We start from the raw sequence: 13,771 nt of genomic DNA, 5'->3' as shown, positions 1-13,771 counted from the left end.
GTGAGTAGCCTGGTGCGCGTGAGCGACGGTTCGGACATGGAGTCCCTCTTCACGTATGGGACGCTCCAGCTGCCCGACGTGCAGCTCGACACCTTCGGCCACCGTGTCGAGGGTGCCGAGGACGCCCTGGCCGGGTACCGGCTCGAGTGGACCGACATCGCCGACGACCACGTCGCCCAGCTCTCGGGTCACGACCGTCATCCAATCCTCCGTCGCACCGACGACGCGCGAGATCGCGTCTTCGGTCGCGTGCTGCTCCTGACGCCGGAAGAACTCGACGCCGCCGACGAGTACGAGGTGTCGCTCTACCGCCGCGCCTCGGTCGTTCTCGTCAGCGGTGTCCGCGCCTGGGTGTACCTGGCCGCATGAGCGCCCTGTCCGTCGATCCTCTGTGGCCCCGTGCCGGGGACTGGCCCGCACCCCACGGCACGACGATCCCGGATGCCGTCCTGCTCGGCGTTCCCGCCTGGCGCACGTCGCTCTCTCCCACCGGAGCAGCGGCGACCCCCGCCGCCGTCCGCGAGGCGCTCCGCCGCTTCTCGCCGACTCTGCTCGGACCGCCGCCCGTCGACCTGAACGCCGCGCTCCGCATCGCCGACGCCGGTGACGTGCACGACCCCGACGGCCGCGAGGGAGAAGCGCGCGTGCGCGCCGCCGTGGCGGAGCTGTCCGCGGCCCGGCTCGTCGTCGCTCTCGGTGGCGACAACTCCGCCACCTACGCGGTGGCCCAGGGGCGCGGAGCGGGTGGCCTGATCACCCTCGACGCGCACTTCGACCTCCGCGACGGGGAATCCAACGGCTCCCCCGTGCGACGGCTGATCGCCGACGGCCTCGACCCCCGACGCATCGTGCAGATCGGCATCGCCGACTTCGCCAACTCGGCTGCCTACGCCCAGCGCGCTCTCGACGCCGGCATTACCGTCATCACGCTCGACGAGGTGCGCCGACGCGGCATCGCCGAGGTCGTCGCCGAGGCGCTGAGAGTCGCGGCGGGCCGGCCGGTCGATCGGCCGGGCGACGGCCCCCTCACCGTCGTCGGCAGCGAGTCGGCCGCCTCTCCCCCCGACGGACCGGCCGCCGGCCGGTTCGCGTTCCCGGGGGTCGGAGCCTCGTCCCCCGGCATCCACCTCGACATCGACGTCGATGTGTGCGACCGCTCGGTCGCCCCCGGCTGCCCCGCGAGCGTTCCCGGCGGTCTCGCCGCCTGGGAGCTGCGGGCCCTCGTCCGCGCGCTCGCTCAAGACCCCGGCGTCATCAGCGCCGACGTCGTCGAAGTGGATGCCACGGCGGACGCCCCCGATTCCCGCACCGTGCGACTCGCCGCACTGTGCGTACTCGAGCTCTTGGCAGGATTGGCGGAAAGACGATGATCCAACTCGTCCTCGCGCGACACGCGAAATCGGACTGGGCCGATGAAGGCCTCGCCGACCACGACCGCCCCCTGAACCACCGCGGCCTGCGCGATGCCCCGGCGATGGCCCGGACGATCGCGCGCAAGGGCGTCCGACCCGAGGCGATCCTCTCCAGCACCGCGCTGCGTGCTCGGCAGACGGCTGAGGCGTTCGCCCGCGTCTTCGACGCCGAGATCACCGAGCAGGCGGAGCTCTACCTCGCCGATCCCGCACAGGTGCTGGCCGCGGCGCGCGCCGCCGGAGTCGACGAGGTCATGGTCGTGGCGCACGACCCCGGGATGAGCGCGCTGGTCTCACGCCTGGCCGATCGCGACGAGCGCATGGTCACGTGCGCCGTGGCGATCTTCACCTGGCACGAGGGCACCTGGGACGACGTCGACGCCACCCCTCCCGACGAGTTCGAGCTCGTCACCCCGTAGGCCCGGCGATCAGCCCGTCCTTCCACACCCGCCGCACGAGCGGTACCCCCGGCCGGTAGGCCAGGTGCACCCGCGACGGCGCGTCGAGCAGCACGAGATCCGCCTTGGCGCCGGGCTCGATCACGCCGACGTCGGTACGACGCAACGCGCGCGCTCCGCCGGCCGTGGCTGCCCACACGGCCTCGGCCGGTGTCATCCCCATCTCGCGGACGGCGAGGGCGATCATGAGGGGCATCGAGCTGGTGAAGCTCGACCCCGGGTTGCAGTCGCTCGCGAGGGCGAGCGTCACGCCGGCTGCGAGCAGACGACGCGCATCGGGGTAGGGCTGCCGGGTCGAGAACTCCACGCCCGGCAACAGGGTCGCGACGGTTTCAGAGCCGGCGAGCGCGATGACGTCGTCGTCCGTCAAGAAGGTGCAGTGATCGACCGCGGCCGCACCCATCGCGACGGCCAGTGCCGCCCCCGCGCCGTAGCCGAGCTGGTTCCCGTGCACCCGGATCCCGAGCCCCTTCGCCCTCCCCGCCTCGAGCACACGCCGACTCTGTGCGGGCGTGAAGGCCCCGGCCTCGCAGAAGACATCGACCCACCGCGCGTGCGGCGCGACGGCGTCGAGCATCGGTCCCACGACGAGATCGACGTAGTCGTCAGCCCGCCCCGCGAACTCCGGTGCGACGACGTGTGCGCCGAGGAAGGTGACCTCGTCCGTCACCTCCGCGGCCAGCCGCGCAAGACGCGTCTCGGTCGCAACGTCGAGGCCGTACCCGGTCTTGATCTCGAGCGTCGTCGTCCCCTGGGACCGGCACTCTCCGACGAACGCCCGGAGCCGCTGGCGAAGTTCGTCTTCGGATGCCGCTCGGGTTGCCGCCACCGTCGTGCGGATGCCGCCCGCCGCGTACGGCTCCCCCGCCATGCGTGCGGCGAACTCCGCCGCGCGGTCGCCGCCGAAGACGAGGTGCGTGTGGCTGTCGACGAAGCCCGGGATCACCGCGCGCCCCCCGGCGTCGACGACGTCGACCCCTCCGCCGGCGTCCGGAACCCGGTCCGAAGGACCCGCCCACACCACGTGCCCGCCGCGGACGAGCACGGCCGCACCCTGCACCGTCCCGCACGGATCACCGTCGACGGCGACGTTCGTCGTCAGCTCCCCGATGTTCGTCAGCAAGAGGTCGCCCGCGGGGCTGATACCACCCGGTGCCGGAGCGCTCATGGCATCGGCACCGTGAGCCCGCGGTCGGCCGCCACCTCGCGGGCGCGGTCGTATCCGGCATCCACGTGTCGCATGACGCCCGTTCCGGGGTCGTTCACGAGCACGCGCGCGAGCTTCTCGGCCGCCAGCTCCGTGCCGTCCGCGACGCACACCTGCCCCGCGTGGATGCTCCGGCCGATCCCGACGCCCCCTCCGTGATGCAGCGACACCCATGAGGCACCGCTCGCCGTGTTGAGCAGGGCGTTCAGCAGCGGCCAGTCGGCGATTGCATCCGAGCCGTCGGCCATTGCCTCGGTCTCGCGGTAGGGCGAGGCGACGGAGCCCGCGTCGAGGTGATCGCGACCGATCACGATGGGCCCCGAGAGCTCGCCGGAGGCCACCATCTCGTTGAACTTCAGCCCCGCGAGGTGGCGCTCCTGGTAGCCGAGCCAGCAGATCCGCGCCGGCAGCCCCTCGAAGTGCACCTGCTCGCCGGCCTTCTCGAGCCAGCGGTGCAGGGCGGCATCTTCGGGGAAGAGCTCGGCCACCGCGCGGTCGGTCTTGGCGATGTCCTCGGGATCCCCGGACAGCGCGACCCACCGGAAGGGCCCCTTGCCCTCGGCGAAGAGCGGACGGATGTACGCCGGCACGAACCCCGGAAAGGCGAAGGCCCGATCGTACCCGCCGAGCTCGGCCTCGCGGCGGATCGAGTTGCCGTAGTCGAAGACCGCGGCTCCCGCATCCTGGAACTCCACCATCGCCTTCACGTGCGCCGCCATGCTCTCGCGCGAGCGGCGGGTGAAATCCTCGGGGTCGCGCGCGGCCTCGGCCTGCCACTGGTCGACCGGCGTCCCGACGGGCAGGTACGACAGGGGGTCGTGCGCGCTCGTCTGGTCGGTGACGATGTCGATCCGGATGCCGCGGGCCCGCACCTCCGGGAAGACCTCGGCCGCGTTCCCTTCGACGCCGACCGACAGCGCTTCACCCGCCTCACGCGCCGCGGTCACCCGCTCGATCGCGGAGTCGAGATCGAGAGCGACCTCGTCGAGGTAGCCGTGGGCGACGCGTCGGTCGAGCCGCGCGCGGTCGACGTCGACGATGAGCACCGCCCCGCCGTTCATCGTCACCGCCAGAGGCTGTGCCCCGCCCATCCCGCCGCATCCGGCGGTGAGGGTCACGGTCCCCGCGAGCGACTCGCGACCGAGGGAGCGAGCCACCGCCGCGAAGGTCTCGTACGTGCCCTGCAGAATCCCCTGGGTGCCGATGTAGATCCACGAGCCCGCGGTCATCTGTCCGTACATCGTCAGCCCGAGTTCCTCGAGGCGGCGGAACTCGGGCCACGTCGCCCAGTCACCCACGAGGTTCGAGTTGGCGATGAGCACGCGCGGTGCCCACTCGTGCGTGCGGAAGACGCCGACGGGCTTGCCCGATTGCACGAGCAGGGTCTCGTCGGGCTCGATCTCGTCGAGGGTGCGCACGATCGCGTCGTATGCCGCCCACGACCGCGCAGCCTTTCCGGTGCCGCCGTAGACGACGAGGTCGTCGGGCCGCTCGGCGACCTCGGGATCGAGGTTGTTCATGAGCATGCGCTTGGCCGCCTCGGCGCCCCAGCTCTTCGCGGTGCGCTGGGCGCCGCGCGGCGCCCGGATCGGAGGGCGGGAGCCGGATGCCGAGGCCCCGGCCCGCGGCGCGGTCGCGGCGTCGGGGGTCGAGACGACGGCCGACGCGTCTCGCTCCGAGGCGTGGGCGCCGGAGGCCGTCGAGGGCGATGCTGTCGTGTCGGTCATGGCGTGATCTCCTTCGATCGGGGCGGGAACAATCGCGCTCTACGCGCGAGGGGCGACGGCGAGAGCGGTGCGAGCCACCGCTCCCGAGGCGACGAGCTCGGTCACGGCCTCGATCTCGGGCGAGACGAACCGGTCGGGACCGGGGCCCTGCACGCGCTCGCGGACGAGGTCGCGAACGGCTCCGGTGACCGGCGCGGGCTGGAGCGGGGCGCGCAGGTCGAGGGCACGGCATCCGGTGAGCACTTCGATCGCGAGCACCCGAGCGAGTCCGTCGATCGCCCGGCGGAGCTTGCGGGCGCCGGCCCAGCCCATCGACACGTGGTCTTCCTGCATGGCGCTCGAGGGGATCGAGTCGACCGACGCGGGGGCGGCGAGACGTTTGAGCTCCGACACGATGCCCGCGGCGGCGTACTGCGCGATCATCAAGCCCGAGTCGACCCCGACCTCATCGGCGAGGAAAGGGGGAAGCCCGTTGCTGCGCGAGACGTCGAGGGCGCGATCGGTGCGGCGCTCCGACATCGACGCCACGTCGGCCACCGCGATGGCGAGGAAGTCGAGCACGTAGGCGACGGGTGCGCCGTGGAAGTTGCCGTTGGACTCGACGCGTCCGTCGAGCGTGACGACGGGATTGTCGACGGCCGATGCCAACTCGCGATCGGCGACCAGGGCGGCGTGCGTCATCGTGTCGCGGGCGGCGCCGTGCACCTGGGGAGTGCAGCGCAGCGAGTACGCGTCCTGAACGCGCGTGCACTCGGGGCCACGATGGCTCGCGACGATCGGCGAGTCGGCGAGGAAGGCGCGGAGGTTCGCCGCCGAGTGGGCCTGACCGAACTGCGGACGCAGCGCCATGAGGTCGGCGGCGAACACGGCATCCGTTCCGAGCTGCGATTCGATCGAGATCGCCGCCGAGACATCGGCCGTGGTCAGCAGCATCTCGAGGTCGTGCAGCGCCAGCAGCAGCATGCCGAGCATGCCGTCGGTGCCGTTGATGAGGGCGAGGCCCTCTTTCTCGCGCAGGGCGACGGGTTCGATCCCAGAGGTGGCGAGGGCTTCGGCGGCCGGCCGGAGGTTCCCGGAACCGTCGCGCACCTCGCCCTCACCCATGACGGCCAGGGCGACGTGCGACAGCGGAGCCAGATCGCCCGAGCAGCCGAGCGAGCCGTACTCGCGCACGACGGGGGTGATCCCCGCATTCAGCAGGGCGGCGTAGGTCTCGACGACGACGGGGCGGACGCCGGTGCGCCCGGTGGCGAGGGTCTGCAAGCGCAGCAGCATGAGGGCGCGGATTACCTCGCGCTCGACCTCGGCGCCGGTTCCGGCGGCGTGCGAGCGGATGAGGCTCGCCTGCAGCTGCGCCCGGCGGTCCTCGGCGATGAAGGTCGTCGCGAGGGCGCCGAAGCCCGTCGAGATGCCGTAGTGCGGCTGCGGGTCGTCGGCGAGCCCCTCGATGAGCGCCCGTGTGTCGGCCACCCGCTGCAGAGCGTCGGCGTCCACGTCGACCCGGGCATCGTGGCGGGCGACGTCGACGACCTCGCGCGGGGTGAGGGGACTGGCTCCGACGGTGACGCGTGCGTTCATACGCCGATTCCATCGCCTCGGGCGATACGGAATGCGGGGGATCTGGCATCCTGTGTCTGTCATGCCAGACAAACCCCGCCCTCAAGTCCCCGCCGCCGACCAGACGTTGCGGATCCTCTCTCTGCTCGCGCGGCAACCGGGGCCGATGGCCGCGCAGTCGATGGCGACCGCGCTCGGGATCCCCCGTTCCAGCACCTACCACCTGCTCGCGACTCTCGAGCAGCACGGCTACGTCGTGCACCTTCCGGGCGACCGGCGCTGGGGCCTGGGGACGGCGGCTTTCGAGCTCGGCGGCGGTTACGCCCGGCAACAGCCGCTCGCCCGCCTCGGTCGGCCGCTGCTCGCGGGGCTGTCGGACCGCGTCGGCGAATCGGCGCACCTCGCCGTGCTGGCCGGGCGAGACGTGCTCTACATCGTCGAGGAACGCGCCCCGCGCCGCCCCGCACTCGTGACCGATGTGGGCGTCCGCCTCCCCGCGCACCTCACCGCGACGGGCCGGGCCATGCTCGCCACGCTCCCCCGCGAGCAGGTTCGGGCGCTGTTCCCGGATGCCACCGCCCTCACGCTGCGCCACGACGCGGGCCCCGCCACGCCGCGTGACCTGCGCGAGCTGCTCCGCGAGGTTCGTGCAGCGGGTCACGCGAGCGAGGACGGCGAGATCACCCCCGGATTCCGCTCCGTCGCCGCCGCGGTGCTCGATCACGCCGGGTGGCCCGCCGCGGCCGTGGCGATCACGTGGCCCGCCGACGGGGCCGAGCGTGATGCGGAAGCACTGGCGTCCGCGGCATCCGCGACTGCCGCCGAGCTCGCCCGACGCATCGGCCACCCCGCCTAGTCGCGCGCCGCTCAGTACCGGGAAGGACCGTGGCGCCTCAGCGCACCACCAGCCGCGGCTCCACGAGCACGTGGGCGGCCCCGGCCGTCGCGGCGCGCGGCGCGACGACCGTGCCGTTCTCGCCCATGAGCAGATCGAGAGCGCCGGATGCCACCCTCTCGGGCAACTGCTCCACGCTCGAGAGCCCGAGCGCTTCGACGGCGGGGGTGTTGTCGAAACCGATCACGGCGACATCGGGGCGACCAGCCAAGGTCACGGCGAGATGCGCGCCGATCGCGAGCGAATCACTCGCGCAGACGATGCCGCGCACGCCGGGGTCGGCCGCCAGGCCCGCTGTGACCACGTCGCGCGCGGCGGCGACGTTCTCTTCGACGACCCATCGCGGCCCCGAAGCTGAGCTCTCGCGCCAGCCGCGCTCACGATCGTCACCCGTGCCCGAGCCGGAGGGCCACCCGAGGAACGCGATGCGCGGTACGCCCCGCTCCTGCAGGTGTATCGTCGCCGCGCGAGTTCCCGCGGCCCCGTCGACATCGACCCACAGATGCGCGGGCGCCTCGACGTCGTTCTCGCCCCACGGGCGACCGAACGAGACGAACGGCAGCCCGCGGTCAACGAGCCAGCCGGTGCGGGGGTCGCCGTGGAAGGTTCCGGTCACCACCACGGCATCCACCTCTCCCCCCTCGAGAAGGTCGCCGAGGCGGGCGATCTCTTCTTCGGGCGTGCGCGCGGCGTAGAGCAAGACGCGCATGTCACGTTCTCCCGCACGTTCGGTGAGGGCGTGCACGAAGCGGTCCAGGACGACGCCTGAGATACCACCGGCGTAGGGATCGAGATGGATGCCGATGGTCGAGCTGCGTCGCGTGCGAAGCCGACGGGCGGCGGCGTGCGGCCGATAGCCGAGCTCGGCGATCGCCGCCTCGACCCTCAGGCGCGTCGCTTCGCGGACGATATCCGGCGTGTTGACGACGTTCGAGACGGTCTGCCGGGAGACCCCCGCGACACGCGCGACGTCGTCGACGGTGGGCGCCTTCGCCATGTCTGCCCTCCCCCTCAGTCCGCTCCGGAGAGATCCGACCGGGCCGCCACGAGTCCGGCCAGATCGTCAGCCTAGGACGCCGGGCACCCTCTTGACAGCCAGGCCCGCCGTTCTTTACCGTTGTCAAACCGTCATTTGAACGTTCAAAAGATGGCCCTCCGAGCACCTGCGGAGGGGTCGCATGCCTCATCGAAGGAGAGAGACAATGACACGGCACACCCCCAACCGCCGCGCGCGAACCTGGCTCGGAGCCGGCGCACTGCTGACCACAGGCGCCCTGGCCCTGACGGCCTGCGGGTCGGGCTTCAACGACACCCCCGGCGAAGGTCAGGCCTCCGGCGGCGGCACGCTCAGGCTCCTCATCGGCTCGTCGGGCGACGCCGAGACGAAGGCCGTCACCGACGCCGTCGCCGCCTGGAGCGAGCAGTCGGGCGTGCAGGCCGAGGTCCAGACCGCCAACGACCTCCCCCAGCAGCTCTCTCAGGGCTTCGCGGCCGGGTCTCCGCCCGACCTCTTCTACCTCGCCCCCGAGGCCCTCGCCGGCTACGCCGCAAACGGCTCGATCGCCGCCTACGGCGACGACCTGGCGAACAAGGACGATTTCTATCCATCGCTCGTCGACAACTTCACCGTCGACGGGAAGTTCTACTGCGCACCCAAGGATTTCTCGACCCTGGCCCTCATCATCAACACCGACCTCTGGTCGGCGGCAGGGCTGACGGATGCCGATGTCCCCACGACCTGGGACCAGTTGGCATCCGTCGCCCAGAAGCTCACCACCGACGGCCGCGTGGGCCTGGCGTTCGGCGCCGAGTACCAGCGCATCGGAGCCTTCATGGCCGAGGCCGGCGGCGGACTCGTCACCGACGGCAAGGCCACGGCGGACAGCTCCGCGAACGTCGAGGCGCTGAATTACGTCAAGACGCACCTGAATGACGGCACGTTCGCGTTCGCGTCCGACGTGGGCGCCGGGTGGGGCGGCGAGGCGTTCGGCACCCAGAAGGCCGCGATGGTCATCGAAGGCAACTGGATCACCGGCGCCATGTCGGCCGATTACCCGGGCGTGAACTACCAGGTCGCCGAACTGCCCGCGGGTCCCGGTGGCAAGGGCACGCTGCAGTTCACCAACTGCTGGGGCATGGCCGCCGACAGCGGCAACCAGGATCAGGCGCGCTCGCTCGTCGAGTACTTGACCTCCACCGACCAGCAGCTGGCGTTCTCGAAAGCCTTCGGCCCGATGCCCTCGATCCAGTCGGCCGCCGACGCGTGGAGCGCGGCGAACCCCGATCTCACGGCGTTCCTCTCCGGTGCCGAGAACGCGCAGTTCCCGCCGAACATGGCCGGCGCCGCCGACGTCATCACCGACTTCAACGCCCAGCTGGAGTCGCTGAAGACGGGTGACCCGCAGGCGCTGCTGCAGACGGCGCAATCCAACCTCGAGGCCATCACGAAGTAGCCATGAGTGCTCTCACCTCAGCGCCGCGTCGCGCCGGATCCTCCTCCCCGGGAATCCGGCGCGGCGAGGCCGCCGCCGGCTGGCTGTTCACCGCCCCCGTGCTGATCATCCTGGGCGTGTTCCTGCTCGTCCCCGTGCTCATGGCGCTGTGGGTGAGCTTCTCTGACTGGACCGGGCGCGGCAGCCCCTTCTCGCCCAACGTCGGCTTCGTCGGTCTCGACAACTACGCCGCCGTCACCACAGGCGGCGGTCTCGCCGAGCGCGACTTCGGCACGGCGCTGCGCAACAACGCCTGGTACGTGCTGCTGGTCGTCCCCCTTCAGACGGCGCTGTCACTGTTTCTCGCGGTGCTGGTCAACCGCGCGATCCTCCGCGGCCGGGGGCTCTTCCGCACGGCCTTCTACTTCCCCTCGGTCACGAGCTCGGTGGCCATCACCGTGCTGTGGCTCTTCCTCTTCTCGGCATCCGGAGCCGTCAACGAAGTACTGTCGTGGCTCGGCATCAATGGACCGAACTGGTTCAGCGATCCCTCGGGCGTCGTGCACAACCTGCTCGGCGCCGTGGGGGTGACCAGCGGCCCCGCGTTTCTGACCGGCAATACGCTGCTCGGCGTCTCGTGGTGGGACTGGCTCGCCGGTCCGTCTGTCGCGATGTCGGCGTTCATCCTCATGGCGGTCTTCACCACCTCGGGCACGTTCATGCTGTTGTTCATCGCGGGCCTGCAGAACATCGGTGCCGATGTGCAGGAGGCCGCCATGATGGACGGCGCGAACGGCTGGGAGCGGTTCTGGCGCGTCACCCTTCCGCAGCTCAAGTCAGTGCTGTTCACGGTGCTGACCCTCGGCCTCATCGGCACCTGGCAGGTGTTCGACCAGATCTACACGGGCACCCAGGGCGGCCCGGGCAAGACGACACTCACCCCCGCCTACCTCAGCTACTCCTCGGCGTTCCTGTCGCAGCAGTGGGGCCAGGGCGCGGCGATCGCTTTCGTGCTGTTCGTGATCATCGTGGCGCTGACGATCCTGCAGCGGTTCGTGCTGCGCGATCGTCCCGTGTCGAAGCGGCGCCTCCGCCAATACGACGTGCACACGAAAGCAGCCCGACGATGACCGCGACCGCATCCCCACAGATCACGGTCCTCGCCGAACAGCGCCTCGGCGGACCCGAGAAGCCGACGAAGCACCGCATGTCGCGCAAAGCCCTCGGCTGGCAGATCGGCCTCTACGCCCTTCTGGTCGTGCTCGCCGTCATCTACATCTACCCCTTCCTCGTACAGGTGGCGACGTCGTTCAAGACGGATGCCTCGGCGGCGGCCGACCCGATCTCGCTCGCGCCGCAGCCTTTCACGTGGGCGGCGTACGAACGGTTGTTCCTCAACTCCGACTTCCCTGTATGGTTCGGCAATTCCGTCGTGGTCACCGTCTTCGTCACCGCGGGGCGCGTGTTCTTCAATTCGCTCGCCGGATACGCGCTCGCGCGGCTGCAGTTTCGGGGGCGCGGTCTCGTCTTCGCCGGACTCATCGCGGTCATGGCTGTTCCTACCGTCGTGCTGCTCATCCCGAAGTTCCTCGTGATCAACCAGCTCGGCATCTACGACTCCTACGCCGGCATGATTCTCCCGCTGCTCGTTGATGCCGCGGGCGTCTTCATCATGAAGAACTTCTTCGAGTCGATCCCACCGTCCGTCGAGGAGCAAGCGCGCATCGACGGGGCGGGGACCTTTCGCATCTTCTGGTCGGTCGTCCTTCCGATGGCTCGACCCGCGCTCATCACGATCGTCATCCTGTCGTTCCAGGGATCGTGGAACGAGCTGAGCCACTTCGTCATCTCCACCCAGTCCCCCGAGCTGACCACCCTGACCAAGGGCGTGGCCTCTCTGGCCAGCGGGCAGCTCAGCCAGGGCAGCCAATTCCCCCTCAAACTCGCGGCCGCGGCCATCATGACGATTCCCGTCGCCGTGGTGTTCTTCATCTTCCAGCGCCGCATCATGAACGCCAGCGAAGGAGCCGTCAAAGAATGACCACCGCCCCCACGATCACCCCGCCCGCCGCAACCGCCGTCGCCCCGGCTGCTCTGCAACCGCTGCTGAACGACGCCCTGATCGTGCTGCGCGCCCCGACCCAGGTCTGGTCCGACACCACGGGCGACATCGGCTCCGCTGCCGTGCACGGGGTCTACCACGGCGACGTGCGACACGTCCGGGCACTGACCGTGTCGTGCGACGATTCCACGATCGAGTGGATCTCGGCCGCTCCCGACGGAGCGTCGCGCGTGGTCTTCGGCGGGCTCCTGCGCGGGATCGACGACACGACCCCCGACCCCAAGGTGCGGCTTCTGCGCGATCGGCGGGTTGCCGACGGCGTCGTCAGCGAGTCGTGGACCCTGCGCTCGCGTCTCGACCGGCCCGTTCGCGCCGCATTGCATCTGCGGGTCGAGCCCGAGTTCGCGCAGTTGCACGAGGTGAAGTCCGGTCACGCGCTCGCTCGCAGCACCGACGTGACGGTCGACGGTGGTGGCGCGCGCGTCAACGCCGGCGCTCTGGGGCTCGAACTGATCGCTCCCGGGGCCCGGGTGGCATCCGGCGTCGACGGCGTGGTCGCCGTCTGGAGCGTCGAGGTGCCCGCGTTCGGCGAGGTCGAGATCGGCTGGTCGCTCAGGCTGCGCGATGACACCCTCGTTGTGGACTCCGCCACCGCGCCCGCCCGGTGGGATGCCGCGGGCGTCGCCGCCGGAGCTCCCGACGCGCGCCTGTCCCGGTGGCTGCGGACGGCCCTCGACGATCTGGACGCTCTGCGTCTGGCGCTTCCCGACCACCCGCTCGATGAATTCTTCGCCGCCGGGGCGCCGTGGTTCTTCACCCTGTTCGGACGCGACTCCATCTGGGCCGCGCGCCTCACCCTGCCGGTGGACCGTGAGATCGCGGCATCCACCCTCCGCGTGCTCGCGCGCCTGCAGGGGACCGATGACGACGCGCAGACGGCGCAGGAGCCCGGCAAGATCCTGCACGAACTGCGTGCTTCCGCGCTCGAGATGCCGGGTGAGGGGATCGTGCTGCCCCCGAAGTACTACGGCAGCGTCGACTCCACTCCGCTGTGGATCTGTCTGCTGGCCGATGCCCACCGTGCCGGCATGCCCGACGGCGAGGTGCGCGAGCTGCTGCCCTCGCTCCGCCGGGCGCTCGGCTGGATCCGCGACTACGGCGACAGCGACGGCGACGGCTTCCTCGACTACATCGACCGGCTCGGCACGGGCCTGTCGAATCAGGGGTGGAAAGACTCCGGCGACTCGGTCCAATGGCGCGACGGCAGCCTCGCCGAGGGACCGATCGCCCTCTGCGAGGTGCAGGCCTACGCCTATGAGGCCGCTCTCGCCGGCGCCGACCTGCTCGAGCGTTTCGGAGACACCACCGATGCCGACGACATCTCGTTCTGGCGCGTCTGGGCTGCCGATCTCAAGACGCGTTTCGCCTCGACGTACTGGGTCGAGACGCCCGAGGGGCGGTACCCGGCGATCGCGCTCGACCGCGACAAGCGCCCCGTCGACTCCCTCACCAGCAACATCGGGCATCTTCTCGGCACCGGCATCCTCTCCTCCGACGAAGAGGTGCACGTCGCCTCGCTGCTGCTCGGTGAGACCATGTCGAGCGGTTTCGGCATCCGCACATTGTCGACGGACGCCGCGGGGTATTGGCCCCTGTCCTACCACGGGGGCAGTGTCTGGGTGCACGACACCGCGATCGCGGCGCACGGCATGCTGCGCGCGGGACTCGTCGAGTCGGCGCGGGCGGTGGTGGAGGGGCTGCTGGATGCCGCCGAGGGCTTCGGGTACCGCGTTCCCGAGCTGCACGCCGGCGATCCGCGGTCACACTCGTCCGTGCCGACGCCCTACCCGGCCGCGTGCCGGCCCCAGGCGTGGTCGGCAGCCGCCGCGGTGGTGTGCCTGACCGCGCTCGCGCCCGCCCCCGGGGAGTGAGCCCGCCGGGCGGTGGTGGCCCGAGCGCCACCGCCCGGCGCCCCCTCCACGGTGGGGCGCCAGAAGTGGCCCCGGGCCACCCCCGTGGCT

At 71.0% G+C, this 13,771-nt stretch carries 12 protein-coding genes; 8 read left to right on the top strand and 4 right to left on the bottom strand.

Annotated elements, in window-relative coordinates; all coding sequences use genetic code 11:
* Positions 1 to 18 precede the first annotated feature (18 nt).
* Genes AB6V29_RS06940 through AB6V29_RS06930 form a run of 3 tightly spaced genes read left to right on the top strand, consistent with a single transcriptional unit; the run spans position 19 to position 1,831 of the window.
* Positions 19 to 369, top strand: coding sequence for a gamma-glutamylcyclotransferase family protein (locus tag AB6V29_RS06940; RefSeq protein ID WP_369357725.1), 351 nt, complete (start codon positions 19 to 21; stop codon positions 367 to 369).
* Entirely contained in the window at positions 366 to 1,370 is a 1,005-nt protein-coding gene (locus tag AB6V29_RS06935; RefSeq protein ID WP_369357723.1) for an arginase family protein, read from the top strand. The genes AB6V29_RS06940 and AB6V29_RS06935 overlap by 4 nt, the downstream gene beginning before the upstream one ends.
* Positions 1,367 to 1,831, top strand: coding sequence for a histidine phosphatase family protein (locus AB6V29_RS06930; protein WP_307455603.1), 465 nt, complete (start codon positions 1,367 to 1,369; stop codon positions 1,829 to 1,831). The genes AB6V29_RS06935 and AB6V29_RS06930 overlap by 4 nt, the downstream gene beginning before the upstream one ends.
* Here AB6V29_RS06930 and hutI read toward each other — a convergent pair.
* Genes hutI through hutH form a run of 3 tightly spaced genes read right to left on the bottom strand, consistent with a single transcriptional unit; the run spans position 1,821 to position 6,382 of the window.
* Positions 1,821 to 3,038, bottom strand: coding sequence for an imidazolonepropionase (gene hutI / locus AB6V29_RS06925; RefSeq protein ID WP_369357721.1), 1,218 nt, complete (start codon positions 3,036 to 3,038; stop codon positions 1,821 to 1,823). The genes AB6V29_RS06930 and hutI overlap by 11 nt on opposite strands.
* Complete coding sequence (hutU, locus tag AB6V29_RS06920; RefSeq protein ID WP_369357719.1) at positions 3,035 to 4,804, bottom strand: urocanate hydratase; 1,770 nt, start codon at positions 4,802 to 4,804, stop codon at positions 3,035 to 3,037. The genes hutI and hutU overlap by 4 nt, the downstream gene beginning before the upstream one ends.
* A 39-nt stretch (positions 4,805 to 4,843) precedes the next feature.
* Positions 4,844 to 6,382: a histidine ammonia-lyase gene (gene hutH, locus AB6V29_RS06915; protein WP_369357717.1), complete on the bottom strand. Its 1,539-nt coding sequence runs from the start codon at positions 6,380 to 6,382 to the stop codon at positions 4,844 to 4,846.
* A 61-nt stretch (positions 6,383 to 6,443) separates the two neighbouring features.
* On the opposite strand from hutH, the gene AB6V29_RS06910 reads away from it, so the two are divergent.
* Positions 6,444 to 7,217 carry an IclR family transcriptional regulator gene (locus AB6V29_RS06910; RefSeq protein ID WP_369357715.1) on the top strand — a complete coding sequence of 258 codons (774 nt, stop codon included), beginning with the start codon at positions 6,444 to 6,446 and terminating at the stop codon, positions 7,215 to 7,217.
* A 37-nt stretch (positions 7,218 to 7,254) separates the two neighbouring features.
* On the opposite strand, the gene AB6V29_RS06905 is transcribed toward AB6V29_RS06910, so the two are convergent.
* Entirely contained in the window at positions 7,255 to 8,253 is a 999-nt protein-coding gene (locus AB6V29_RS06905; protein WP_141376001.1) for a LacI family DNA-binding transcriptional regulator, read from the bottom strand.
* Between the two features lie 205 nt (positions 8,254 to 8,458).
* Here AB6V29_RS06905 and AB6V29_RS06900 point away from each other — a divergent pair, with 205 nt between their 5' ends.
* From AB6V29_RS06900 to AB6V29_RS06885, 4 genes are all read left to right on the top strand, one after another.
* Positions 8,459 to 9,709 carry an extracellular solute-binding protein gene (locus tag AB6V29_RS06900; protein ID WP_369357713.1) on the top strand — a complete coding sequence of 417 codons (1,251 nt, stop codon included), beginning with the start codon at positions 8,459 to 8,461 and terminating at the stop codon, positions 9,707 to 9,709.
* A gap of 2 nt (positions 9,710 to 9,711) precedes the next feature.
* The gene (locus AB6V29_RS06895; RefSeq protein ID WP_369357711.1) at positions 9,712 to 10,818 is read left to right on the top strand and encodes a carbohydrate ABC transporter permease; all 1,107 of its coding nucleotides are present in this window, start codon (positions 9,712 to 9,714) and stop codon (positions 10,816 to 10,818) included.
* Positions 10,819 to 10,895: 77 nt separating this feature from the next.
* Complete coding sequence (locus tag AB6V29_RS06890) at positions 10,896 to 11,729, top strand: carbohydrate ABC transporter permease (RefSeq protein ID WP_246078022.1); 834 nt, start codon at positions 10,896 to 10,898, stop codon at positions 11,727 to 11,729.
* Complete coding sequence (locus AB6V29_RS06885; RefSeq protein WP_307317737.1) at positions 11,726 to 13,681, top strand: glycogen debranching N-terminal domain-containing protein; 1,956 nt, start codon at positions 11,726 to 11,728, stop codon at positions 13,679 to 13,681. The genes AB6V29_RS06890 and AB6V29_RS06885 overlap by 4 nt, the downstream gene beginning before the upstream one ends.
* Positions 13,682 to 13,771: the final 90 nt, after the last annotated feature.

It is taken from the genome of Microbacterium sp. 20-116 (assembly GCF_041079415.1).
In the GTDB taxonomy this organism is placed as follows: Bacteria; Actinomycetota; Actinomycetes; order Actinomycetales; family Microbacteriaceae; genus Microbacterium.
The sequence above is the reverse complement of the archived record's forward strand: the minus strand, read 5'-3'. Positions and strand labels throughout refer to the sequence as shown.

What these genes read in the sequence shown, in the direction of transcription:
- AB6V29_RS06935 (WP_369357723.1), top strand. Translation starts at nt 366, where the DNA reads ATGAGCGCCCTGTCCGTCGATCCTCTGTGGCCCCGTGCCGGGGACTGG.
- AB6V29_RS06930 (WP_307455603.1), top strand. Translation starts at nt 1,367, where the DNA reads ATGATCCAACTCGTCCTCGCGCGACACGCGAAATCGGACTGGGCCGAT.
- hutI (WP_369357721.1), bottom strand. Translation starts at nt 3,038, where the DNA reads ATGAGCGCTCCGGCACCGGGTGGTATCAGCCCCGCGGGCGACCTCTTG.
- hutU (WP_369357719.1), bottom strand. Translation starts at nt 4,804, where the DNA reads ATGACCGACACGACAGCATCGCCCTCGACGGCCTCCGGCGCCCACGCC.
- hutH (WP_369357717.1), bottom strand. Translation starts at nt 6,382, where the DNA reads ATGAACGCACGCGTCACCGTCGGAGCCAGTCCCCTCACCCCGCGCGAG.
- AB6V29_RS06910 (WP_369357715.1), top strand. Translation starts at nt 6,444, where the DNA reads ATGCCAGACAAACCCCGCCCTCAAGTCCCCGCCGCCGACCAGACGTTG.
- AB6V29_RS06905 (WP_141376001.1), bottom strand. Translation starts at nt 8,253, where the DNA reads ATGGCGAAGGCGCCCACCGTCGACGACGTCGCGCGTGTCGCGGGGGTC.
- AB6V29_RS06900 (WP_369357713.1), top strand. Translation starts at nt 8,459, where the DNA reads ATGACACGGCACACCCCCAACCGCCGCGCGCGAACCTGGCTCGGAGCC.
- AB6V29_RS06895 (WP_369357711.1), top strand. Translation starts at nt 9,712, where the DNA reads ATGAGTGCTCTCACCTCAGCGCCGCGTCGCGCCGGATCCTCCTCCCCG.
- AB6V29_RS06890 (WP_246078022.1), top strand. Translation starts at nt 10,896, where the DNA reads ATGTCGCGCAAAGCCCTCGGCTGGCAGATCGGCCTCTACGCCCTTCTG.
- AB6V29_RS06885 (WP_307317737.1), top strand. Translation starts at nt 11,726, where the DNA reads ATGACCACCGCCCCCACGATCACCCCGCCCGCCGCAACCGCCGTCGCC.